This window comes from Treponema sp. JC4 (assembly GCF_000260795.1).
Taxonomy (GTDB): domain Bacteria; phylum Spirochaetota; class Spirochaetia; order Treponematales; family Treponemataceae; genus Treponema_D.
Genome location: NZ_AJGU01000012.1, coordinates 1 through 20,177, shown reverse-complemented (window position 1 = coordinate 20,177; position 20,177 = coordinate 1). Strand labels below are relative to the sequence as shown.

Here is a 20,177-nt window from a genome sequence, read left to right as displayed (position 1 = left end):
TTTATAACACGCGGATTAAAATCATGTAGATAATAGTGCCGCCAAAAATGCTGATAAGGCTGTTTTTCTTCCATAAATAAGTTGCGATTGTAAAGGTGATTGCGCTTATGTGAGGAAGCCAGAGAATCAGGCTTTCAAAACGGATGCCGCGCAGACTGTAAATCAGAAGAAAAATCATGACAACCGGGGGAATATATCGTTCAAAAATATGAAAAAGCTTACCCGGTTTCTTTTTTGAAAAAACTGCAAAAGGGAAAAGGCGTTCCAAAAAAACGATGAGGCCGATTAATAATGAGGCAAGCAAAGCTTTAGTTACAGGCATGTTCAGCCTCCTTATCTTCTTGATTTAAAGACTTTCTTTCTCTGAAAAACTTTTGAATCTGGTCAATGCTTAGAACGGCAAAGAGGGAGGTGAGTGCAAAATCAACTCCAGTCATGTCAAAAGGAATCATTGTGCCGGCAATAGCGCCAATCAAGCTTCCTGTAACCCAGTAAAACTGATTAAGTATTGAAACATAAAAATAATATTCTTCTGCAGGAATATCGGGCGGAATGTTTGTCGTAGTCAGAATTGAAAAAGTTTCATCAGTGAGGGCATAAATAAGATAGGGCTTAAATCTGCAGCATTTTTTATATTGATTAATCAGAGGGAGTCCGTAAACAATGTGGCGTATATTCAATAGAAGTTCTGTGACAAGTATTACAGGGATTGAAGCGTTTGCAGCAAAAAGCGGAATGGCAACAAACTGTCCGGCACCTGCAAAAATCAAAATTCCCATAGCGGGAGAAAGCCACCAGGGAAAGCCTGCATTAATTGTAATCAATCCAAAGGCTGTTCCGCAGGAAATGTAACCCAGGAAAACTGGAATCGTTGTCCTGAGTGCAAATTTTAAGCAATGTGTATTCATAGTAATAGTTGCGTGGAAGTCTAAACGAAATTGGTTGGAATTGGAAGAGGAGAATAAAATCTCATTTGTGGAAAAGAATATTTTAAAAGTTTTGTTTGTTATGGCATTTTCTTCTGTTATAATAAGGTAGGTAATAAGAATATGAAAGAATACATTGCACAAGTTTTTTCGGATGAAAAATATTTACTTGGTGAATCGCCTTTTTATGATCATCGTACAAAAACTCTTTCCTGGGTGGATATTACAAAAGGAATGTTTTATGCAGTCGGAGAAGATGGTAAGGGCCCAGTAAAAGCATATGATTTTAAGCAGGCAATAGGAGCCGCTGTCCCTGCCGAAAAAGCTGGTTCCTATGTTATAGCCGCAAGTGACGGATTGTATCTTTTTGAAAACGGAAGCAGCCGTCTTATTAAAAATCTTTCAGATTATTACGAAAGTTATCAGCGTTCAAACGACGCAAAGGCAGATCCTGCCGGAAGATTATTTTTTGGTTCTTCTGTTGATGATGATATTCACGAGGCAAGCGGTAATCTTTTCTGTCTTGATCCGCTTGCTGGAGGAAAAATTAGCGTAAGGCAGGCTGATACAAAGATTTCTAACGGCATGGCCTGGAGTCGGGATCGCAAAAAGTTTTATTTTTCTGATACTTTGCAATATGCCGTTTTTGAATATGATTATGATTTAGCCACAGGTGAAATTTCAAACCAAAAGGTTTTGTTCAGACCGGAAGAAGGCAAGGGGAATACAGACGGCATGTGCATAGATGCGGATGATAATCTCTGGGTAGCCTTCTGGGGAGGAAGTCGTCTTGAGCAGAGAAGCACAAAGGATGGAAGTCTTCTTGCAACTGTAAAAGTGGATGCAAAAAATGTTACTTCATGCTGCTTTTTCGGAGATGATCTTAGTACTCTTTTTATCACAAGTTCTGGAAACGGCCTTAATGGAAAACACGACGGCTGCCTTTTTACCTGCAAGGTTGATGCAAAAGGTGTAAAAACGGATTTTGCCAGGCTTTAATTACACATACTCTCCTACAATGCTCAAAACCGGCTCTAGATAAGTCGGTCCAAAAAGGTTCAGGTGATTTAAAAGCTGGTAGAGGTTGTAAAGGTCGCGGCGCTCTTCGTAGCCGCTCTGGAGAGGGTAGGCCTGATTGTAGGCGTCGTAAAAGTCTTGCGGGAATCCGCCGAATAGCTGAGTCATAGCAAGGTCTGCTTCACGGTGACCGATATAGCAGGCCGGGTCTATAAGAACCGGTTTTCCTTCTGCACTGCACATGACGTTTCCTGCCCAAAGGTCTCCGTGTAAAAGAGAAGGCTTTTCCGGTTCAATCAGGAAGCGGTCAAGATTATCAAGAAGCTTTGTGATTTTTTCGCGGTCTGACGGGGTAAAATAGGAGTCTGCATCGCGGAACTGAGGGGCAAGGCGATTGTCTCTAAAAAAATCTATCCAGGTGCGGGTAGGTGTATTTTTCTGCGGGCGGGCGCCAATAAAATTATCCTGGAAGAAGCCGAAAGAGGCGCTTTTATCCGGGAGTATATTTGAAGTGTCTGCCTTATGCAGTTCTGCAAGATCCTTTGCAAAAGCTTCCCAGAAGATTTTGTTTTTCTCTCCGCTTTCAATGTATTTTAACAGAAGAAAGCTGTAGCCCACATCTTCGCCATCATCAGTTCCGGTACAGATTATTTTTGGAGTTGCAATTGTGTGAGTTTCTGCAATTGCAGTAAGTCCGTCAGCTTCTGCAGTAAAAAAATCGGCATTGTTTTTTGCATTAGCCTTCATAAAAATCTTATCGCCGGTGCTGAGGGTAAGGGCATAGGCCTTGTTTATATCACCACCACGAAGTCTGTCAGTCTGAGTGATTGCCACAGAAGAGCCAAAAAGGTCAACAAGGGCTCGGGCAAGAGAAGTGAAATGAGGTACTTTGCTTTTAGTCATGCTAGTATTATAGCATATTGCTCTGATATAATTAAATGAGGTTTTAAAATGAGGATTTTATTTATCAGGCACGGAGAACCGGATTACAAGAATGACTGTCTTACTGCGACAGGAAGTCTTCAGGCCCAGGCCGCTGCAAAACGCCTGACTTGTGAAAATATTTCTGAGATTTATTCTTCTCCAAAAGGACGGGCGCAGGAGACCGCGGCATACACAGCAAATTCCCTGGGACTAAAAACCAAAATCCTTGATTTTATGCGCGAAGTTACCTGGGGCGGCGAAGGCATTCCCAACGACGGTCATATCTGGACACTTTCTGACAGAATGATTAATGAAGATAATTTTGATTTTTTCACTCAGGACTGGCGGCAGCATCCTTATTTTAAGAATAATTCTGTTATACCCTGCTATGAGAAAGTTATAGCTGGTATTGATGACTTCCTGCAAGGGCAGGACTATGTTCACGAAGGAAGAAGATTCTTGTGCAGCCGGGAAAACAATAAAACAATAGCGGTTTTCAGCCACGGTGGATCAGGGGGTGCAGCATTGGCCCATATTTTGTCGCTGCCTTTCCCTTATGTTCTTTGTGTTTTTCCCTATACTTATACTTCGGTTATTTCGGTGGATTTTCCGTCTGTGCCGGGGGAATATGTTCATCCACGGGTTGAACTTTTTAATGATGCGGCCCATATTAAGGGGTTGGGTGATGAGCTGAAATTACAGGAGGTGTCAAAATGAGTAAGGTTCTTTTTATTAACGGAAGTCCGCACGCGCACGGAAATACTTCAATAGCGATTGAAGAAATGAAAAAGATTTTTGCAGAGCAGGGGATTGAAACTACTGTTATGCAGGTTGGAAACAAGGATATTCGCGGCTGCATTGCCTGTGGTTCCTGTGCAAAAAACGGAAAGTGCGCTTTTGATGATGAAGTGAATAAGGCGGCCGAACTTCTTGAAAAAGCTGATGGCCTTGTGCTTGCAAGCCCGGTTTATTATGCCTCTGCAAACAGCACTCTTACAGCTCTGTGCGACAGACTCTTTTACAGCTGTCACTGCGATTTAACTATGAAGGTTGGCGCTTCTATTGCGGTTGCCCGCCGCGGAGGCTGTTCTGCAACCTTTGACCAGCTGAACAAATATTTTACAATCAGCGGAATGCCCGTAGCTTCCAGCCAGTACTGGAACAGTGTTCACGGCCGCGTCCCTGGCGATGCCGAAAAAGACGAAGAAGGCTTACAGACAATGCGAACCCTTGCCCGTAACATGAGCTTTTTGATTAAGAGCATTGCCCTTGGAAAAGAAAAGTTTGGACTCCCGGAAAGAGAAGAATGGAAGCCTACGCATTTTATTAGATAGGGAAGTTTTATTTATGCTCTTCCACGTATTTTAGAAACTCAGGAGTTTTTGACCAGTATTTAATTCCCCAGTTTTCAAAATTCCATTCTTCCATGTATTCGTTGCACTCGTAGTCGATGTAAAAAATCTGACCATTATTAACTACAAAATTGGTCGGGAAATAATCGATATTAGTTTTTGCAGGGTATAAAAGGCTGCACATCTCTTTAATCTGATTGAAATAATCTTCTTTCATGCAGTCTTGGATCACAAGGTCGTAAATTGTTGTGCCTTCTATGTATTCCTTCAAAATCCGCTCATTCTGAACATCAACTTCCAGCATGGCAGGCATTCTTATACCGATTGAAGAAAGCTTTTTATAATCATTCATTTCTGACTGGATTTTATCCCCGAACTGATAGTAAGAACACGGCTCGTGATGAATCTGCTTGAGCACATATTGTCTGTCATCTTTTTGCGCAAGATAGGAATATCCACCCTTTCCCTTACCAAGAAGTTTTATAATCTGATATTCTTTTCCGTTTACTGTTAGCATATCCATGATGAGTGCCTCTTTTTATAATTTATAGAACAAACGTAAGGTTTTCAATATATAATCTATCGCACAATTCTTCTTTCTGCTAAAATACCCTCATGCAAAGTATTTTGATTAAAGACACAACACGCGAGCAGCGGGAACAGATTATCCGAGATTCTCTTGGGGATGATTATGATGTTGGCTGTGGTTATGAATCTACTGGAATTAACTATCAGCTTTACATAGACGGAAAAAAGGAACTTCGCGAACTGAACGCAGAGGCTAAATGCGGCTTTGAAGTTGCACATCCTGAAGAAAGAAAATCTGGTTGCGGAATGGGACTTGCCTGAGTTCCACGTTAAAAATGATACATATAGAAGAAAATGAGCATTTCAATTCGATTAGTAACTATAGAAGATTATGACGCTATCTTTCAGCTTTGGAACAGTACGGAACAGAGCCGAAAGGCGCTGAATCCTATTGATGACAGCCGTGAAGGAATTGAGCGTTATCTAAAAAGAAATCCGACTACCTGTTTTCTGGCGGAATCTAAAGACGGAAGTGGAGATGCGCCGGAAGTTGTCGGTGTAATTCTTACCGGGCATGATGGCCGCCGTGCTATGATTCATCATCTTTGCGTTCATCCTTCTTTCAGACGGGAAGGGATAGCAGGACTTCTTGTAAAAACGGCAGAAGAAGCTATCCGAAAAGAAGGAATAAATAAAATCTTTGGGCTTGTTTTTAAGGAAAATGATATAGCAAATGCCTTCTGGGAAAAACAGGGCTATACTTTAAGAACAAATCTTAACTATCGTAATAAAAGTCTTAACAATCAGATCCCTCAAGGGGAATAATATGAAAATCAAAAGTTTAATCGACGGGCCTCTCGCTCTTGTGATTTGCGCTGTATTGTGGAGTACCGGCGGAATCTTTATAAAAAACATTGAATGGAACGGCCTTGCAATTGCTGGAATCAGAAGCCTTATTTCCGGAACTTTTATGCTTTTAGTCACAAGGCAGGGGATTCAGTTCTTTGTGCGGGACCAGAATGGCCGTCGTGATAATCTGAGTACAATTTTGCTATGGTTGGCAGCTCTTTCCTACGCTTCTACAATGATACTTTTTGTAGTGGCAAATAAACTTACAACCTCGGCTAACGCAATTCTTTTGCAGTACACCTGCCCGATTTACATCATCCTTCTGGCGCCTCTTTTAACCGGTGAAAAGAACCGCGGCTCTGACTACATCACCGTTTTAGGAGTAATGCTTGGAATCATCCTCTTTTTTGCAGACGGTCTTGAAAGTGGAAATCAGCTTGGAAACATTCTTGCGGCTCTATCTGGACTTTCTTATGCCCTTGCAACAATTTTTATGCGCCGGTGTAAAGGTAATTCTGGCGGTGCAATGGTACTTTCTCATCTTATAACAGCCTTAGTCTGCCTGCCTTTTGTAATTCAAAGCGGAATGCCAAGCCCTAAATCAACCTTCTTTCTTCTTATGGTTGGTACGGTTTCAATCGGAATTCCATCCATACTTTATTCGGTGGGTATCAAAAAAGTTCGTGCCCTTACAGCTTCCTTTATCACAATGCTGGAGCCGCTTTTGAATCCGGTATGGGTAATTATTTTTGCCGGTGAAGTTCCGTCTGTAAAAACAATTCTTGGTGGCGTTTTGATTCTGGGCTTTATAATGATAAGGTCGGTTGTTCAGAATAGAAAAATGATGTAAAACTGTTTATACGAGGTTTAAAAAAATGGAATATACAATTAAAGCTTTTACTATGGAACGTCTTAAGATTCGCAAAGAGAATCCTGTTCGTTCAAATGTTCTTCTTATGCTGGCTGATGCCGTAAAATCTATCACAATTGATGAACGTCGTCCTGAAACTGAGGCTGACTTTAAAAAATGTGCCCTTAAAATGTATCAGGAAACTCAGAATACAATCGCCGAATATAAAAAAGGTGGCGCCGCAACTGATGAGCTTGAAGAAGAACTCCGCATTATTGAAGAGTTTATGCCAAAAATGCTTTCTGCAGATGAAATGACTGCTGCTGCAAAAAAAGTAATCGATTCACTTCCAGAAGCTGACCGCAATCTTAAAAACATCATGCCAAAACTCAAAGAAATCGAAGGTTTTGACATGAAAAGTGCAAAATCAATTATCGAAGGTCTTTTGAAATAATCATCTGTCTTATTCCAGAATTTCCCCGTTGCGGCTGATTACAACAACACGCCATGGAATGAATTTTCCGCTTGCTTTAAGGGCTTCTGTGGCAGCGTACTCAAGACCACCGCAGCAGGGAACTTCCATCCGCACAATCGTAATGCTTTTTATATTGTTCTGGCTGATGATTGCTGTAAGTTTGTCTGTGTAGTCGCCTTCATCAAGTTTTGGGCAGCCTACCAGTGTAATATGATTCTTAATAAAATCGCGATGGAAGGCAGCATAAGCATAGGCTGTACAGTCTGCGGCAATCAAGAGGTTTGCATTTTCATAGAAAGCTGCCTGAACAGGAAGCAGTTTGATCTGAACCGGCCACTGCATAAGTTCGCTTCTTACTGTTGATGATTCGTTTTCTGATTCAGAAGTCTGGGCTCTATTAAATGTATGCATAGCACTTCCTGGGCATCCTCCGGAAGTTTGCTGGGCGAGAATCTGCTTTCTCATTTCTACGGCCTGTGGATCATAAGCCGCACTTTCGCGCTCTTCAATTGTAATTGCATCTGCAGGGCAGGCTGGAAGGCAGTCACCCAAACCATCACAATAATCATCACGTAAAAGATGAGCCTTTCCGTTTTCCATAACAATTGCATTTTCGTGACAGGCAGAAGCACATAATCCGCAGCCTGTGCATTTTTCTTCGTCGATTTTTACTATTTTTCTGATCATAATTAACCTCGTTTTCTTTTGTTTTATGACTTTAATTTATCAGCTCCAGAATAAAAATAATGTTGTTAAAACAACAAAATCCGCATAAACTTAAAATATGAATAATCAGGAATTGCTGAACCATCCTCTTTTTAAGGGTATTGATGAAAATGATTTGCCTGCAGCTCTGGCACTTTTTGACAGCTTTGAAAAGGAACTGAAAAAAGGTGAGCAGATTTTTCACGCTGCTACTGTCACTGAAGTAATGGGCTTTATTATTGAAGGCAGAATTCAGATTGAGAGTACAGATTATTGGGGAAACAAAACGATTATTGATAATCTTGGGAGCGGAAAAGTTTTTGGCGAAACCTATGCTCTGACAGGAAAGCCTCTGATGGTGGATGTACTTGCCGTTGAAGATTCAAAAATCCTGCTTCTGAATCCTAAAAAACTCTTTGCTCATAATGAGGGTAGGGGAGAAATCTCTTCTATTTTGATAAAAAATATCCTGAAAATCTCGATGAATAAAAACCTGCATCTTTCGCAGCGAATTTTTCACACTACGGCAAAAACAATCCGCGGACGATTACTAGCTTATCTTTCTTCCTGCGTGCCTGCGAAAAATCCGGCTGCAGAATTTGATATTCCTTTTGACCGCCAGCAGCTTGCGGATTATCTGCAGGTAGATCGTTCAGCTTTGAGCGCAGAACTAAGCAAGATGAAAGCCGACGGCCTGATTGACTACTGGAAGAATCATTTTAAGCTTCTTTAGAAATTCCAAAATCAAAAAGTATTGGATTCGAAGAAATATAAAACTATAATCATTTAAAATGAAACAAATAACTGTCAGCGGAGCAATTATTCTCCGAACAAATCCAGAAACAAACAAAAAAGAAATATTTGCAACTCAGCGCGGTTACGGCGATTACAAGGATGGCTGGGAATTCCCCGGTGGAAAGCTTGAATCAGGCGAAACTCCCCAGCAGTGCATTGAGCGCGAAATTCGCGAGGAACTTGCAACAGAAGTCCGCGCAGAAAAGATTCTAGGCGTCGTTGATTATGATTATCCAAACTTTCATCTTACTATGCATTGCATTTTGTGCACAATTGTTTCTGGCGAGTTGAAACTGCTGGAGCATGAAGCGGCACGCTGGCTTTCTCGCAAAAATCTGCGTTCTGTAGACTGGCTGCCAGCAGATCAGTTGATTCTGGATAAGATTGAAGAGATTTTGTAGTCTATAACGTTTTTATTTTACGTTATATTTTTTCTTTAGTTTTTCAAGTTCTTCCTGGGTGGATGCAAGAACAGTCTTTAAGGCTTTGTTTTCTTTTTTAAGTTCTTTGATTTGGGCCTTGTAGTTTGTTTCTGTTTCTTCTACACCTTTTTAATAGGCTTTTGTGCGAATTTGATTTTTTGCACGTTCGTTGTAATCGTTTGCTTTGTCTTGAGTGTTCATATAATATATTATAATACCAATTCAAGTAGAAGTAAAAATAATATAGGCGATAAAGTGACAAAATCACATACAGAGCTGAAAGTCTTTGTTAAAATAAGAAGTATAGAACATGGCGAGCTCTGACCAGCTCACCTCCACAAGGAGAATTCGCATGAAAAAAATCTTTACGATAATCGCACTTTTGACACTTTCAATGCTTTTATTTGCGCAAAAAGCGGGGGATAAAATTACATTCACTGCCACTGACCTGAAGGGGGATCCCGTTACAAGCGAGGTTTTTGCAAAAAATAAGCTTACTATGATAAACATCTGGGGAACTTTCTGCGGTCCCTGCATCCGGGAAATGCCGGATCTTGCTCGTCTTAACGAAGAGAATAAGGCAAAGGGCTTTGAAGTTATAGGAATTGTAATAGACATTCTTGATAACAAGGGGCAGGTTAGTTCAAGAATAAAGACCACCGGTGAAAAAATTATCGAAAATACCGGTGCAAATTATCCTCACATTGTTCCGAATATTGAGATGTTCACTGGTCTTCTTCGTAACGTTCAGGCTGTTCCGACAACTATTTTCGTAGATTCAAATGGTAAGCAAATCGGAAATGCCTATCTTGGTTCACGTAGTCAGAAGGACTGGCAGAAAATTATCGATGAGATTTTAAATAAACTTCAATGAAACTATCCGACAAAAAACGAAGAATCATTGCAATAATTTCTCTCTGTCTTGGAATTGCCCTTATGATAGCGGGTGTCTTCCGTGGAGAGGCAGAAATTGTTTTCAACAAAGCCAGCAGAATCTGTCTGGAATGTATCGGGATAGGGTAGAAGAGGATTTATTGTATGACTGGCGGCTCAAAACTGAAAAATCACTCCCGTATTCGTCTCATTCTTCAGGCTTGTTTTGCTGCTTTTTCAAACGGCTACATCAAGGGCTTTGCGAAGGGGAAGATTTTTGAAGGTGGTTCGAAATTCCTCTGCGTACCCGGCATGAACTGTTATTCCTGCCCTGGCGCTTTGGGTGCGTGTCCGATTGGTTCCTTGCAGGCAACACTCAATGATAGACAGTTCCGTATTTCAATGTATGTGGTGGGCTTACTCGTAATTTTCGGAAGTATTCTGGGGCGTTTCGTCTGCGGCTTTTTGTGTCCCTTCGGTCTTATTCAGGATTTGCTCTTTAAGATTCCCTTTGTTAAAAAAATCCGTAGCCTTCCGGGAGAGAAGGCTCTGCGCTGGCTACGCTTTGTCTTTCTGGGGATTTTCGTAATTCTGCTTCCTATGTTCATCATTGATATCACGGGTTTGGGAGAGCCCTGGTTTTGTAAGTGGATTTGCCCGGTGGGAACTCTTGAGGGTGGCATCCCGCTTGTACTTTTGAATAGAGGAATGAGGGAAGCTGCAGGCTTTATCTTCCGCTGGAAAGTCTCAATCCTCATAATTACGCTTTTTTCTTCTATTATTATATATCGTCCATTCTGCCGCTATGTTTGTCCACTTGGCGCTGTTTACGGAGTCTTCAACAAAATATCCTTCTACCGTTTTAAAATCGACAGCGATAAATGTACGGAATGCGGTACCTGCCAGAAAATCTGCAAATTAAACATTCCTGTATGGAAAAATCCCAACAGCATGGACTGTATCCGTTGCGGCGACTGCAAATCTGGCTGTCCACATGGGGCAATAAAATAATCATTTCAGATGTGATTTTTTAGCCATTTTTCCATTTCAGTAGTATAAATAAGTGTAAACCAAAGGCAAAGGAGTCGTATTATGAATGAAGAGGAACTTAAAAATCAGTTGCTTGCGGCAGGTGCAAGCGAAGAGCAGATTGCCAAAGTTGATTTTGCAAAGATGGAAAATATTTTCAACAGCGCAAACAGTATAGAAGAACTCTGCAAAGTTTTAAAAGAAAACTACCCTGATTTTAATGAAGCTGAATTCAAAAAGGCCATTGCCGAAAATGAAAAAACAGAAGACGAGGCTCAGGATCTTTCAGATGAAGATCTTGAAGCTGTTGCAGGTGGAAGCGTAGGCAGCTGGCTAAACAAAAACAAGGCCTGGCTCATACCAGTAGCGGCAATTGCGGTAGTTGGTATAGGTTATGGAATATACAAGGTTCGGCAGAATAAATCAGTAGCACAAGCCGAAGAAATGTTCCCTCAAGATAAAGGAAAAATTTCAAAGGTAATTAAGAGTCATGGTAAGGTAATTGGAGCTGAAATCAAGATGGATCCTATAATTCTGGATTAAAATCTGTATCAAGGTCACGAACGTTCATTTTCTTCCGGTCGCTGCGTTTTTTTGGTAATTTGCCGCCGGAAGCTTTTTGTCTTAAATCGCCGTTGGTTAAAACTGAAATAGATTTTTCGCTGGACTGGCGGCGCTTTTTGGCATCCGCATCAAGCAGCTTAAAGATATCTTCTTTTTTTATCAGAATATCATTTGCGCTGTTCAGATGAAGAGCGAATGGTAAATCCTTGTTCTCTGCCAGATATTCAATGCAGATTTCCAGATCTTTCAGGCAGATACCAGCCTTATTCTTTCCCTGTATTTTTGCGTTTTCACGAACTTTTTTTGCAAGGACAGCTTCTGTTATCAAAGCCTTTTCTTTCATCTGCTCAAGAGCGCTTGTTATTTCTTTTTGGATTGGAGTCAGGTCATTCATTTTCATTCCTTTTAATAATCGAGCTTCCCAATGTATTTCAATTTTTCACATTTTGCAAGCTGACCAGGATTTGTACCCGCCTGCCCTACTGGTACCGGCAGCCCGAGTTTTTCATAGTATTGCTTCCAGTAGTCAGAAACTTCATTTTCTCTATTGCCAAACTTCATTGGGATTGTATCAAAAATCGGGAGGATTTCAGCTATATATTGAGAACAATAAAACTTTCCGTTTTCGGGATAAAAAGTGTGATTATATTCACAGCCTAAATAGCGCTCAGCACGTTCCTTGATGATTTCGGCAGCAATCAGAGGATAACGGTAAATAAAGATATCACGATTTTCTTCAATCAGAAATTCAGCAAGTTTCTGTTTTGCAACGCCAAGCTTTCTGGAAGCATGATAAATAAAGCCGTCAAAATATATTCCTACATGACTGTAAGTTTCTGTGGCTTCAACAATTGCCTTTGAGAATTCTGACTGATCCCGCATAAAAAGCAGGTCGCCGTTTAATAAAATATTTGACTTCATTTAATACCGGTAAACGTGTTTTTTTAAGTATAAAGCTGATATTACTTGCAGGCAAGCATAGTAATATCAGCTTTATGCTTACGACTAGTCTAAAAAAATCATGTAACCTCGTGCAGCCACTTTCCGCTCAAAACTCTTATTACGCCGACGATTGATTTTACTATCGATTCGCTTGAAAGGAATAGGAAAATCATTGGGGCGGGAAGATGGAGTACAAAGGCTGCAAGGTAGCCTAAAGGAATTGCAACACACCACAAAACAATCAGTTCTCCCGCCGCAGAAAAGACAGTATCTCCGCCAGCTCTGCACACTCCGACAATCCAGTCCATACAGAAGGAATTAAAGGGATAAATTAAAATCAAAATCATAAGAATCTGAGTTGCCATCTTTATGATTTCCGGTTCAACGTTAAAGAGGAATGGCAGCAGTTTAGAAAGTGGCAGCAGGAAGATTCCAACGCAGGCACCTATCAGAGGCATAAACCACATAGAACGCAGGGCATAAGCTCGGGCCTCATCAAGCTTCTTTTCGCCGATTCGCTTGCCAATCAGAACGCACATTCCATTTCCAAAGCCCATGCAGAATACCCAGGTAAGCTGACTGATTGTACTTGTAATACTGTAGGCGGTAAAAGAATCTGTTCCCGCATGCGCATAGATTCCATTATAAACAGAAGTTCCAAGTCCCCAGAAAGTTTCGTTGATAATAACCGGGAAGGCAATCTTCAGATATTTGAAAACAAAACTCCAGTCAAAGCCGAGCAGCTGGCGAAGCTTTCCGCAGATTTCATAATTGTGAGAATAAGACCAGCTCAAAAGAATGGCAAGTTCAACAGCACGGGAGAAAACAGTTGCAATTGCGGCTCCTTTTACACCAAGCCCTGCTACAAAAATCAAAAGATAATTTGCACCGGCATTTGTAAGAAGCGAAACTGATGTACAGACAAGCGGAAGCTTTACCCGTTCGGTACTTCGCATAGCAAGGGTAATAGAAAAACTTATTGCTGTAGGAATATAACTCAAGCAGGCAAGACGAAGGTATTCTCCTCCAACACGCACAACCTCAGGATCTGGAGAATAAATTCTTATCAGCTGATGAGGAATAAAAAGTCCGAGTACAGTAAAAACCACAGCAACAAAAGTGGCAATCAAAGTCATCAAACCTAAAGACCTTCTGATTCCGCCAAAATCCTTTTTACCCCAGAACTGCGCAATAAAAACTCCGCCACCAGAAGTGATTCCAAAAAGAATCATAGTGAGGATAAAGAAAATCTGATTTCCCAGCCCCACGGCCGCAATCTCAACACTTCCAAGCCGCCCGATCATAACGGTATCGAGCATGTTTACAAAGTTCTGTAAAAGAGCCTGGAGAGAAATTGGGATTGCAATAGCTATAAGAGAAGAATAAAAGCCTTTAAGTTTCATTTCAAATACATTATAACATATTACCACCACTCAAAGAATAATCCTGCGAGCGGAGAAAGCACAATCATGATGCAGGAGAATGTGAACGACTCAACGGAAATCAAAGTCGCTCTCTGCTCGGACGGGAACATATCCTGAAGACGTGTGTTCGTTCTAACCTGGAGCGCATCGTCTGCAAGTGCTGCCAGAAATCCGCCCAAAGTCATAAGGACATAAAGACCTGAATGTTCAAGCGCAATTCCCGAAAGAATTATAATGGTAGAAAGTGCAAAAACAGTGCGGTAACGGAAATTCCTTGCAAAAAGAATCATTTTTGCACCTATAACACCGCCTGCCTGCAGCACCAGAAGTGCAATTCCGAGTGCCCAGTTTGGAATTCCTGCCATCGGGAGCTTTGCCTGTAAGAAAAACAACAGCAGAATATCCATGGCGCCCACAAAGGAATTGATGAACATCATCGCGAGTGCTTTTCGGGCATCCTTCAAGAAAAAAAGGCTTTGCTTAAAACACCTGCAGATTTCCTTCCAGATGTGGAATTCTGTTGCCGGAGCTTCAAGCCGCACTTCAACAAGACCTGCGAGCAGGAAAAGCTGAATGAAAGATGCAAAAACGCCGGTTGAATAAGCGATTTTGTAGCCTAGAATCAGGGCAAAACCTGCGGTCAAAGTCGAAAGACCTTCGCACGCACGGTAAATCACAAGCTGATTCGAAGCATATTTTTCAAAACGCTGTTCTTCGCCCACAGATTTTAATGAATCATAGGCAAGTGCATCGCCGGAACCGGAAGAAAAATTGTAGCACAGGGCATGAAGTCCAATCGAAATACACACCATGGCAAAATTGTTGGAGAAAATCATAACGATATCCCCGGCCATTCTCATGAGGCAGGAAATAACGAGCGTCTTTTTTCGACCAAATACATCTGCCAGAACTCCCGAAGGAATCTCAAACATAATGCTTACGATGTGAAAAATTGTTTCGGCAAAGCCAATCTGAGCAAGCGAAAATCCGCGAGAAGCAAGAATCGCAACCCATGCTCCAGAAAGCGAAATCTGTCCTAAAATTGCAGATGAATATAATCGTCCTATCTGTTTTTTAATGTTTAACATAATATGCCACCTTTTTACGGTAAAAAATTTAAAATAAAAACGTAAAAAAGGGGAAAGTGAGTATATAAATGTAATTGGATTTTAGAAAAAAGGACTTAAAAAACCACAGTTTTCTGAAAAAGGCCCACTACCCCTATCGCGCGATAGAGAAGGATCCCATTGACAAAAATAAAACCGGTGTTTTCCACATAATAAATTTATTTTAAGACAGGAAAATTGAATTGTCAAATGAAATTGAAAATTTACATACAATTAACATAAATTCTCTACCATTTTTCCTTGTCCGTAGTTATAGTAAAAATCATGATATCTGCAATTGGTCAAATATTCGGTTTTGTCGGATCTCTTTGTCTTCTGCTTTTTGGAATGGAAATGCTTTCCAATGGTATTCAAAAAGGAGCTGGAAACAGTCTTCAGTCTTTATTGCGAAAAATCTCCGGAAATAGATTTACTGCGGTGCTTACCGGTCTTGCTGTAACTGCAATCATTCAGTCTTCGGGGGCAACAACTGTAATGGTTGTAAGTTTTGTTAATGCAGAAATCATAAATCTTACCCAGGCCATAGGAATTATTTTTGGTGCAAATATTGGTACTACAGTAACTGCCTGGATTGTTTCGCTCTTTGGTTTTTCATTCAGCATGGAAGCTGCCGCAATTCCCTTGTTTGGCTTGGGCTTCATTCTGAAATATTTTAAGAAACTGAAAGTCCACAATTTTTCAGATTGCTTTATGGGTTTTGCACTTCTGTTTATGGCATTGGGACTTCTGAAAACTTCCATGAATCTTAAGCCAGAATCGGTTGCCTTTTTGCAGAACTTCCAGAACCTTGGAGTTACAGGACTTCTGCTTGGTGTTTTAATCGGTATCTTTTTTACGGCCCTGATTCATTCTTCATCAGCTACAACTGCAATCGTATTAACAATGTCTGCAAACGGCAGTCTTCCCTGGAATTTGGGAGCGGCAATGGTTCTTGGAAGTAACATCGGTTCAACAGTTGATGCTGTTATGTCATCTATTGGAGCAAGTGTAAATGCAAGACGGACAGCCGCGGTTCACGTTGCATTCAATATAGCAGGCTCTGTTTTAGCACTGATTTTTTTCCATCCGTTTTTGCACCTAATAGATATTATTGTCCCGGGATCACCTGCAGAAAATATCACAACGCACATCGCGATGCTTCATACAGTTTTCAATATTTCTGCAACACTTTTATTCCTTCCGTTTGTAAAACAGATAGCCGCTCTTGCAGAAAAATTTATTCCCGAAAGTCAGAAGGAAAAGGATGCTCATTACAAAATGCCGGTTATTCTTCCTTCAAATCATATCAGTGCAGACCTGTATACATTTCAGATTCAAAAAGAAATTACTAAAATGTCCGGCCGTGTAATGGAAATGATGGACGCACTTGGAGAAAGTTTCAGGCAAAAATCAGACAGATTCGACGCTTTTGTTGAACAAATTAATTTTCATGAAGAATATATTGATGAAATGAATCACGAAATCAGTTCTTTTCTGCAAAAATGTTCCCGTCTTCCAACTGCAAATCATAATGACCGCAACAATTTTGCCCGCATGATTTCTATTGTTCAGAATCTTGAAGAATTAAGTGACGAATGCTGTTCACTTATGCATGCAATATGCAAGTTCAGAAACGAAGCAGACAAATCCCTGCTTAAAAAACAGAGCAAAGAACTGATTTCATATTTTGATACAGTTCACTTTTTTTATGAGCAGACCTGTACTTATATTGTTCTGGGACTTTCAGAAATTGATAAGGTTCTTCTATCAGATGTTGAAGACCAGATTGACAAATCAAAGAAAGAACTTAAAAAAGAAAGCCGTAAAAGAATTGAAAACGGCAGCAATGTTAAAGCGGAACTCAGCTATATGGACATCGTCCGAAAAATTGAAAAAGCCGGCGACTGTGTTTTTGGTGTAATACAGGCAATTCAACCTAATTTAAGCGATTCAGTTTTGTCTGATGGTTCAGAAAAATATCTTTTAAGTGCTCAGAATGTAATCATTAATCAAAAAAGCAGGAAAGTTTTTGTCTCCGGTAATGAAATCCAGCTGGCTGCAAAAGAATATGAACTACTGGAATTGCTGATGAAAAATAAAGGGGAGCTCGTTACCAGAGAACAGATTCTTGAATCAGTATGGAATTATGACAAAGAAATCGAAAGCCGGACCCTGGACGTGCATATCAGACTTTTGAGACAGAAATTAAATAATCAAAAAATCATCGAAACTGTACGCGGTGTAGGTTATAGGATAAACTAAAAATTGAATCAGAGTCCTTTCGTTTTATGATGATGCCGCGTTTTACGTTCATAAATTGCTGATCCATACAGTTATTATAATATGGAAATTTTATAGTTTTCTTACATATAACCGCGAGTTATAATAATATATATGGAATTTATAAAAGCAAACGAAATTAAAGAATTATCCAATCCAGGCGTTGTTTCACGACAGCTTTTGAACCCGGAAAATTCAACAAGCAAACGCGTGACGATTACGGAAGTTCACCTTGTTCCAGGAGCCAGCCAGCCCCGCCACACTCACGATGCATCGGAGCAAATATGGTACGCCATCAAGGGCAGCGGAAAACTTCTTCTTGCCGACGACGAAGAAAAGGAATTCAAGGCAGGAGACGTGGCACGATTCGCCGACAAAGACGTTCACGGTCTTTTAAATGACGGCGACGGAGAATTCATTTACGTTTCTGTAACCGCTCCGCCGATCAACTTTGGCTACGCTTATAAAGAAAAAAAATGAAAAAATGGCAAACATCATAACTGCAAGCAGAATCATAATCAGCATTGCACTTCTTTTCTTTCCAGCTCTTTCGCCTGAGTTTTATGCACTGTATCTTGCAGCTGGTATAACGGATATGCTAGACGGAACGGTTGCGCGGAAGACTGGAAAAGCGAGTGATTTTGGAGCAAAGCTGGATTCTATTGCTGATATCGTATTTGTTGGTGTCTGCCTCATTAAATTGCTTCCTGTCATAAACATTCCGGTATGGCTGTATGTGTGGATTGGAATTATTGCGCTGATCCGCATAATCAATATCGTCTCGGGTTATATAATGCAGAAGCGGATTATTATGCTTCATACAATCATGAATAAGGTGGCAGGCTTTCTGCTTTTTATTTTACCGATGACTTTGCCTTTTGTTGAAGTCAAATATACAGCAATTTCTGTGTGTGCAGTGACAACTTTTGCTGCAATTCAGGAAGGGCATTTGATAAGGACGGGGAAAATATGACCAGACACATCGCACTCCTGCGCGGAATAAATATCAGCGGAAAAAACAAAATCTCAATGCCGGAACTGAAAGCTGCTTTGATAGAGAAGGGCTTTTCAGAAGTTTCTACTTATCTCAACAGTGGCAACATCATTTTTTCGGATGATGAAGCTGATACAATCGTTCTGTCCGAGAAAATCAAAACTCTGATTCAGGAAAAGTTTACCCTTGATATTCCTGTTTTTGTAATTGCCCAGAGCGAACTTAAAACACTACTGACCAAAGCTCCGGGCTGGTGGGGAACTGATAACAAAGACATTTACGATAATCTGATTTTTGTAATTCCACCACACCGGATAGAAACTGTAGCAGAAAAAATCGGGGAACCGACAGCGGAACTGGAAAAGGTTGGAATCTGCGGGAATGCTGCATTCTGGTCATTTGACCGAAAGCTATATGCAAAGGCAAACTGGTGGAAAAAGACGGCTGCGGCAGGAATTGGGGAAATGATTACCATCAGAACTGCAAATACTTTGAGGAAGATTGCTGAAATGTAAGAAAACTGTATCGTGGCTATTGAAGGCAATCAGGTTGAGAGAACGGAATAAAATCAGTTTTTAATAATCGCCAGAGCACATGGCATTCTTCCATCAACAATTTCGTAAGTGATGTTGGAATAGCCCATGTCGGCAAAGAACTGCTTGTAGGATTCAAAATCGAACTGGCGTTTGAAGTTTGCGCCGAGCAGTTCAATGAACTTTACTGCAAAAGTTCCGCTTCCATTGGATAAGCCTGGAACAAATCCAAGTCAGATTGCAAAATCCGAAAAGCTGGAATATATAGGGGAAGCTGGATTGCTAAACATTTTCCAATTACTGTGTTACAATTATCCACGGGAGTTTTTCTATGTCAGATACAGTGCTAAATGATAACAAAACTGTAGATATAAAAGCAGATTTATATAACAGGTACATAAAAGCATTTGAGGGTAATTCTGCAGCTTTATGTGAACTTGGACATATGTACAAATATGGTTACGAAATCGAACAGAATTATTCAAAAGCGTTTGCGTGTTATAAATTAGCCAGTGATAAAGGAAACGTATATGCGAAACAATGTTTAGCTTTAATGTATTATTATGGTGAAGGTGTAAAACAGGATATTTCAAAAGCTAAAGAATTGTACAAAAAAGGTTTCTCAGGTAATAACAAAGAGTTTCAGTTTTTTTATAGTATTCTTGGTGACAGTTTGTTTAAACCAGTTTTATCAGATGCTCTTGAAAAAAATGACTTAGAATCACAATTAGAAATTGCTCAATTTCTTTATCAGCAGGGATATCCGCAGGCTTATAGAAAAGCATTCGAATGGTATATGAAGGCTGCTGAACAGGGTAGTCCTAAGGCAAAATATTTTCTTGGAAACTTGTATTACAATAAAAAGTTCGAAAATTACGACCCTCTGACTGCAAAAAAATATCTGGAAGCATCTGCAGAAAATAATGTTGCATCTGCACAATACCTTCTTGGAAAAATGTATTTGAATGGCGATGGCGTTGAAAAAAATTATGAAAAGGCACTTGAATGGTTTGAAAAAGCTGCAGAAAATAGAAATGAAGTGGCAAGAAAAAACTTACCGCATTATAGAAATCTATTGATCCCTCTTGCTGCAGCTGTAAAAGAAAACACAATCGATATTATCAGAAAATATATTGAAGAGGGAAATGATGTTAATAAGCAATATGAGAACGACGAAACATTGATGATGATAGCAGCAAGGTATAATAGTATTGAAGCTGCTAAGGTATTATATGAAGCTGGCGCGGTGATAGATGCAGAGGCAATGACTTTTTCATCTACAAGGGTTTGTTATGTAAATAATAAAACACCATTGATGGTAGCAGCTATATATAATTCTATAGATGTTGCAAATTTTTTTAATTTCAAAAGGTGTAAACATAGATTCCAAACTCGTATATTCTCGTGAGACAGCCCTTTCTTTTGCGGTAAAAAATAATTCTAAAGATGTAGTTGAACTAATAATCTCGATGGGAAGAGTTAAAATAGGCGGACTGCTTACAAAAGCGGTAGAGGCAAATGCATACGATATTGTAAAGCTTCTTATTAGGGAAGGTGCCTATTGTGGAAAAACCGTATTGAATTATGCT

28 protein-coding genes are annotated in these 20,177 nt (G+C 40.2%); 19 read left to right on the top strand and 9 right to left on the bottom strand.

Annotation, left to right across the window (positions count from 1 at the left end; genetic code table 11):
* Position 1 precedes the first annotated feature (1 nt).
* Complete coding sequence (locus MSI_RS06725; protein WP_009105087.1) at positions 2 to 322, bottom strand: branched-chain amino acid transporter permease; 321 nt, start codon at positions 320 to 322, stop codon at positions 2 to 4.
* Positions 309 to 908, bottom strand: a complete 600-nt coding sequence (locus MSI_RS06720; RefSeq protein WP_009105084.1) for an AzlC family ABC transporter permease — start codon at positions 906 to 908, stop codon at positions 309 to 311. The genes MSI_RS06725 and MSI_RS06720 overlap by 14 nt, the downstream gene beginning before the upstream one ends.
* A gap of 141 nt (positions 909 to 1,049) precedes the next feature.
* On the opposite strand from MSI_RS06720, the gene MSI_RS06715 reads away from it, so the two are divergent.
* Entirely contained in the window at positions 1,050 to 1,925 is an 876-nt protein-coding gene (locus MSI_RS06715; protein ID WP_009105082.1) for an SMP-30/gluconolactonase/LRE family protein, read from the top strand.
* On the opposite strand, the gene MSI_RS06710 is transcribed toward MSI_RS06715, so the two are convergent.
* Positions 1,926 to 2,846 carry a fructosamine kinase family protein gene (locus MSI_RS06710; protein ID WP_009105080.1) on the bottom strand — a complete coding sequence of 307 codons (921 nt, stop codon included), beginning with the start codon at positions 2,844 to 2,846 and terminating at the stop codon, positions 1,926 to 1,928.
* 48 nt (positions 2,847 to 2,894) lie between these two features.
* On the opposite strand from MSI_RS06710, the gene MSI_RS13950 reads away from it, so the two are divergent.
* Both MSI_RS13950 and MSI_RS06700 read left to right on the top strand, forming a co-directional pair.
* The gene (locus MSI_RS13950) at positions 2,895 to 3,584 is read left to right on the top strand and encodes a histidine phosphatase family protein (protein ID WP_009105077.1); all 690 of its coding nucleotides are present in this window, start codon (positions 2,895 to 2,897) and stop codon (positions 3,582 to 3,584) included.
* Positions 3,581 to 4,201 (top strand): flavodoxin family protein, encoded by a 621-nt coding sequence (locus MSI_RS06700; RefSeq protein ID WP_009105075.1) that lies wholly within the window; start codon positions 3,581 to 3,583, stop codon positions 4,199 to 4,201. Before MSI_RS13950 ends, MSI_RS06700 begins: the two co-directional genes overlap by 4 nt.
* Positions 4,202 to 4,208: 7 nt before the next feature.
* Here the strand turns inward: MSI_RS06700 and MSI_RS06695 are convergent, their stop codons facing one another.
* On the bottom strand, positions 4,209 to 4,742 hold the full coding sequence (locus MSI_RS06695) for a hypothetical protein (RefSeq protein ID WP_009105073.1): 534 nt from the start codon (positions 4,740 to 4,742) through the stop codon (positions 4,209 to 4,211).
* Positions 4,743 to 4,834: 92 nt separating this feature from the next.
* Here MSI_RS06695 and MSI_RS06690 point away from each other — a divergent pair, with 92 nt between their 5' ends.
* The 4 genes from MSI_RS06690 to MSI_RS06675 are packed head-to-tail and all read left to right on the top strand — an operon-like array spanning position 4,835 to position 6,900.
* Positions 4,835 to 5,068 (top strand): hypothetical protein, encoded by a 234-nt coding sequence (locus MSI_RS06690; protein WP_009105071.1) that lies wholly within the window; start codon positions 4,835 to 4,837, stop codon positions 5,066 to 5,068.
* 33 nt (positions 5,069 to 5,101) lie between these two features.
* The gene (locus MSI_RS06685; protein ID WP_009105069.1) at positions 5,102 to 5,572 is read left to right on the top strand and encodes a GNAT family N-acetyltransferase; all 471 of its coding nucleotides are present in this window, start codon (positions 5,102 to 5,104) and stop codon (positions 5,570 to 5,572) included.
* Position 5,573: 1 nt separating this feature from the next.
* A complete protein-coding gene (locus MSI_RS06680; RefSeq protein ID WP_009105066.1) occupies positions 5,574 to 6,446 on the top strand; it encodes a DMT family transporter in 873 nt (290 codons plus the stop codon).
* Between the two features lie 25 nt (positions 6,447 to 6,471).
* Entirely contained in the window at positions 6,472 to 6,900 is a 429-nt protein-coding gene (locus MSI_RS06675; RefSeq protein ID WP_009105064.1) for a GatB/YqeY domain-containing protein, read from the top strand.
* A 9-nt stretch (positions 6,901 to 6,909) separates the two neighbouring features.
* On the opposite strand, the gene MSI_RS06670 is transcribed toward MSI_RS06675, so the two are convergent.
* Complete coding sequence (locus MSI_RS06670) at positions 6,910 to 7,608, bottom strand: ATP-binding protein (protein ID WP_009105061.1); 699 nt, start codon at positions 7,606 to 7,608, stop codon at positions 6,910 to 6,912.
* A 97-nt stretch (positions 7,609 to 7,705) separates the two neighbouring features.
* Here MSI_RS06670 and MSI_RS06665 point away from each other — a divergent pair, with 97 nt between their 5' ends.
* From MSI_RS06665 to MSI_RS06645, 6 genes are all read left to right on the top strand, one after another.
* On the top strand, positions 7,706 to 8,359 hold the full coding sequence (locus MSI_RS06665) for a Crp/Fnr family transcriptional regulator (RefSeq protein WP_009105059.1): 654 nt from the start codon (positions 7,706 to 7,708) through the stop codon (positions 8,357 to 8,359).
* A gap of 58 nt (positions 8,360 to 8,417) precedes the next feature.
* The gene (locus tag MSI_RS06660; RefSeq protein ID WP_009105058.1) at positions 8,418 to 8,822 is read left to right on the top strand and encodes a (deoxy)nucleoside triphosphate pyrophosphohydrolase; all 405 of its coding nucleotides are present in this window, start codon (positions 8,418 to 8,420) and stop codon (positions 8,820 to 8,822) included.
* Positions 8,823 to 9,195: 373 nt separating this feature from the next.
* The gene (locus MSI_RS06655; protein WP_009105056.1) at positions 9,196 to 9,717 is read left to right on the top strand and encodes a TlpA disulfide reductase family protein; all 522 of its coding nucleotides are present in this window, start codon (positions 9,196 to 9,198) and stop codon (positions 9,715 to 9,717) included.
* On the top strand, positions 9,714 to 9,866 hold the full coding sequence (locus MSI_RS14680; RefSeq protein WP_009105054.1) for a CD1871A family CXXC motif-containing protein: 153 nt from the start codon (positions 9,714 to 9,716) through the stop codon (positions 9,864 to 9,866). Before MSI_RS06655 ends, MSI_RS14680 begins: the two co-directional genes overlap by 4 nt.
* A gap of 15 nt (positions 9,867 to 9,881) precedes the next feature.
* A complete protein-coding gene (locus MSI_RS06650; RefSeq protein ID WP_009105052.1) occupies positions 9,882 to 10,727 on the top strand; it encodes a 4Fe-4S binding protein in 846 nt (281 codons plus the stop codon).
* An 81-nt stretch (positions 10,728 to 10,808) separates the two neighbouring features.
* On the top strand, positions 10,809 to 11,288 hold the full coding sequence (locus MSI_RS06645) for a hypothetical protein (RefSeq protein ID WP_009105050.1): 480 nt from the start codon (positions 10,809 to 10,811) through the stop codon (positions 11,286 to 11,288).
* On the opposite strand, the gene MSI_RS06640 is transcribed toward MSI_RS06645, so the two are convergent.
* From MSI_RS06640 to MSI_RS06625, 4 genes are all read right to left on the bottom strand, one after another.
* Positions 11,272 to 11,709 (bottom strand): hypothetical protein, encoded by a 438-nt coding sequence (locus MSI_RS06640; protein WP_155815521.1) that lies wholly within the window; start codon positions 11,707 to 11,709, stop codon positions 11,272 to 11,274. The two genes, MSI_RS06645 and MSI_RS06640, sit on opposite strands and share 17 nt — an antisense overlap.
* A gap of 5 nt (positions 11,710 to 11,714) precedes the next feature.
* The gene (locus tag MSI_RS06635) at positions 11,715 to 12,230 is read right to left on the bottom strand and encodes a YiiX/YebB-like N1pC/P60 family cysteine hydrolase (RefSeq protein ID WP_009105046.1); all 516 of its coding nucleotides are present in this window, start codon (positions 12,228 to 12,230) and stop codon (positions 11,715 to 11,717) included.
* 98 nt (positions 12,231 to 12,328) lie between these two features.
* Positions 12,329 to 13,654 carry an MATE family efflux transporter gene (locus MSI_RS06630; protein WP_009105044.1) on the bottom strand — a complete coding sequence of 442 codons (1,326 nt, stop codon included), beginning with the start codon at positions 13,652 to 13,654 and terminating at the stop codon, positions 12,329 to 12,331.
* A gap of 20 nt (positions 13,655 to 13,674) precedes the next feature.
* A complete protein-coding gene (locus MSI_RS06625; protein WP_009105041.1) occupies positions 13,675 to 14,763 on the bottom strand; it encodes an MFS transporter in 1,089 nt (362 codons plus the stop codon).
* A 303-nt stretch (positions 14,764 to 15,066) separates the two neighbouring features.
* Here MSI_RS06625 and MSI_RS06620 point away from each other — a divergent pair, with 303 nt between their 5' ends.
* The 6 genes from MSI_RS06620 to MSI_RS15185 form a co-directional block, all read left to right on the top strand.
* Positions 15,067 to 17,043, top strand: a complete 1,977-nt coding sequence (locus MSI_RS06620) for a Na/Pi symporter (RefSeq protein ID WP_009105038.1) — start codon at positions 15,067 to 15,069, stop codon at positions 17,041 to 17,043.
* 132 nt (positions 17,044 to 17,175) lie between these two features.
* Positions 17,176 to 17,541, top strand: coding sequence for a cupin domain-containing protein (locus MSI_RS06615; RefSeq protein ID WP_009105036.1), 366 nt, complete (start codon positions 17,176 to 17,178; stop codon positions 17,539 to 17,541).
* Between the two features lie 4 nt (positions 17,542 to 17,545).
* A complete protein-coding gene (locus MSI_RS06610) occupies positions 17,546 to 18,034 on the top strand; it encodes a CDP-alcohol phosphatidyltransferase family protein (protein ID WP_009105034.1) in 489 nt (162 codons plus the stop codon).
* Positions 18,031 to 18,570 carry a DUF1697 domain-containing protein gene (locus tag MSI_RS06605; protein ID WP_009105032.1) on the top strand — a complete coding sequence of 180 codons (540 nt, stop codon included), beginning with the start codon at positions 18,031 to 18,033 and terminating at the stop codon, positions 18,568 to 18,570. Before MSI_RS06610 ends, MSI_RS06605 begins: the two co-directional genes overlap by 4 nt.
* Before the next feature lie 349 nt (positions 18,571 to 18,919).
* Positions 18,920 to 19,996 (top strand): ankyrin repeat domain-containing protein, encoded by a 1,077-nt coding sequence (locus MSI_RS06600; protein ID WP_009105029.1) that lies wholly within the window; start codon positions 18,920 to 18,922, stop codon positions 19,994 to 19,996.
* Positions 19,932 to 20,177 (top strand): ankyrin repeat domain-containing protein (locus MSI_RS15185; protein ID WP_155815517.1); only part of this gene is annotated, 246 nt, incomplete at its 3' end. The genes MSI_RS06600 and MSI_RS15185, both read left to right, overlap by 65 nt.

Bases quoted from the DNA above. Each gene is read 5' to 3' on its own strand.
- MSI_RS06725 (WP_009105087.1), bottom strand. From the start codon at position 322: ATGCCTGTAACTAAAGCTTTGCTTGCCTCATTATTAATCGGCCTCATC.
- MSI_RS06720 (WP_009105084.1), bottom strand. From the start codon at position 908: ATGAATACACATTGCTTAAAATTTGCACTCAGGACAACGATTCCAGTT.
- MSI_RS06715 (WP_009105082.1), top strand. From the start codon at position 1,050: ATGAAAGAATACATTGCACAAGTTTTTTCGGATGAAAAATATTTACTT.
- MSI_RS06710 (WP_009105080.1), bottom strand. From the start codon at position 2,846: ATGACTAAAAGCAAAGTACCTCATTTCACTTCTCTTGCCCGAGCCCTT.
- MSI_RS13950 (WP_009105077.1), top strand. From the start codon at position 2,895: ATGAGGATTTTATTTATCAGGCACGGAGAACCGGATTACAAGAATGAC.
- MSI_RS06700 (WP_009105075.1), top strand. From the start codon at position 3,581: ATGAGTAAGGTTCTTTTTATTAACGGAAGTCCGCACGCGCACGGAAAT.
- MSI_RS06695 (WP_009105073.1), bottom strand. From the start codon at position 4,742: ATGGATATGCTAACAGTAAACGGAAAAGAATATCAGATTATAAAACTT.
- MSI_RS06690 (WP_009105071.1), top strand. From the start codon at position 4,835: ATGCAAAGTATTTTGATTAAAGACACAACACGCGAGCAGCGGGAACAG.
- MSI_RS06685 (WP_009105069.1), top strand. From the start codon at position 5,102: ATGAGCATTTCAATTCGATTAGTAACTATAGAAGATTATGACGCTATC.
- MSI_RS06680 (WP_009105066.1), top strand. From the start codon at position 5,574: ATGAAAATCAAAAGTTTAATCGACGGGCCTCTCGCTCTTGTGATTTGC.
- MSI_RS06675 (WP_009105064.1), top strand. From the start codon at position 6,472: ATGGAATATACAATTAAAGCTTTTACTATGGAACGTCTTAAGATTCGC.
- MSI_RS06670 (WP_009105061.1), bottom strand. From the start codon at position 7,608: ATGATCAGAAAAATAGTAAAAATCGACGAAGAAAAATGCACAGGCTGC.
- MSI_RS06665 (WP_009105059.1), top strand. From the start codon at position 7,706: ATGAATAATCAGGAATTGCTGAACCATCCTCTTTTTAAGGGTATTGAT.
- MSI_RS06660 (WP_009105058.1), top strand. From the start codon at position 8,418: ATGAAACAAATAACTGTCAGCGGAGCAATTATTCTCCGAACAAATCCA.
- MSI_RS06655 (WP_009105056.1), top strand. From the start codon at position 9,196: ATGAAAAAAATCTTTACGATAATCGCACTTTTGACACTTTCAATGCTT.
- MSI_RS14680 (WP_009105054.1), top strand. From the start codon at position 9,714: ATGAAACTATCCGACAAAAAACGAAGAATCATTGCAATAATTTCTCTC.
- MSI_RS06650 (WP_009105052.1), top strand. From the start codon at position 9,882: ATGACTGGCGGCTCAAAACTGAAAAATCACTCCCGTATTCGTCTCATT.
- MSI_RS06645 (WP_009105050.1), top strand. From the start codon at position 10,809: ATGAATGAAGAGGAACTTAAAAATCAGTTGCTTGCGGCAGGTGCAAGC.
- MSI_RS06640 (WP_155815521.1), bottom strand. From the start codon at position 11,709: ATGAAAATGAATGACCTGACTCCAATCCAAAAAGAAATAACAAGCGCT.
- MSI_RS06635 (WP_009105046.1), bottom strand. From the start codon at position 12,230: ATGAAGTCAAATATTTTATTAAACGGCGACCTGCTTTTTATGCGGGAT.
- MSI_RS06630 (WP_009105044.1), bottom strand. From the start codon at position 13,654: ATGAAACTTAAAGGCTTTTATTCTTCTCTTATAGCTATTGCAATCCCA.
- MSI_RS06625 (WP_009105041.1), bottom strand. From the start codon at position 14,763: ATGTTAAACATTAAAAAACAGATAGGACGATTATATTCATCTGCAATT.
- MSI_RS06620 (WP_009105038.1), top strand. From the start codon at position 15,067: ATGATATCTGCAATTGGTCAAATATTCGGTTTTGTCGGATCTCTTTGT.
- MSI_RS06615 (WP_009105036.1), top strand. From the start codon at position 17,176: ATGGAATTTATAAAAGCAAACGAAATTAAAGAATTATCCAATCCAGGC.
- MSI_RS06610 (WP_009105034.1), top strand. From the start codon at position 17,546: ATGGCAAACATCATAACTGCAAGCAGAATCATAATCAGCATTGCACTT.
- MSI_RS06605 (WP_009105032.1), top strand. From the start codon at position 18,031: ATGACCAGACACATCGCACTCCTGCGCGGAATAAATATCAGCGGAAAA.
- MSI_RS06600 (WP_009105029.1), top strand. From the start codon at position 18,920: ATGTCAGATACAGTGCTAAATGATAACAAAACTGTAGATATAAAAGCA.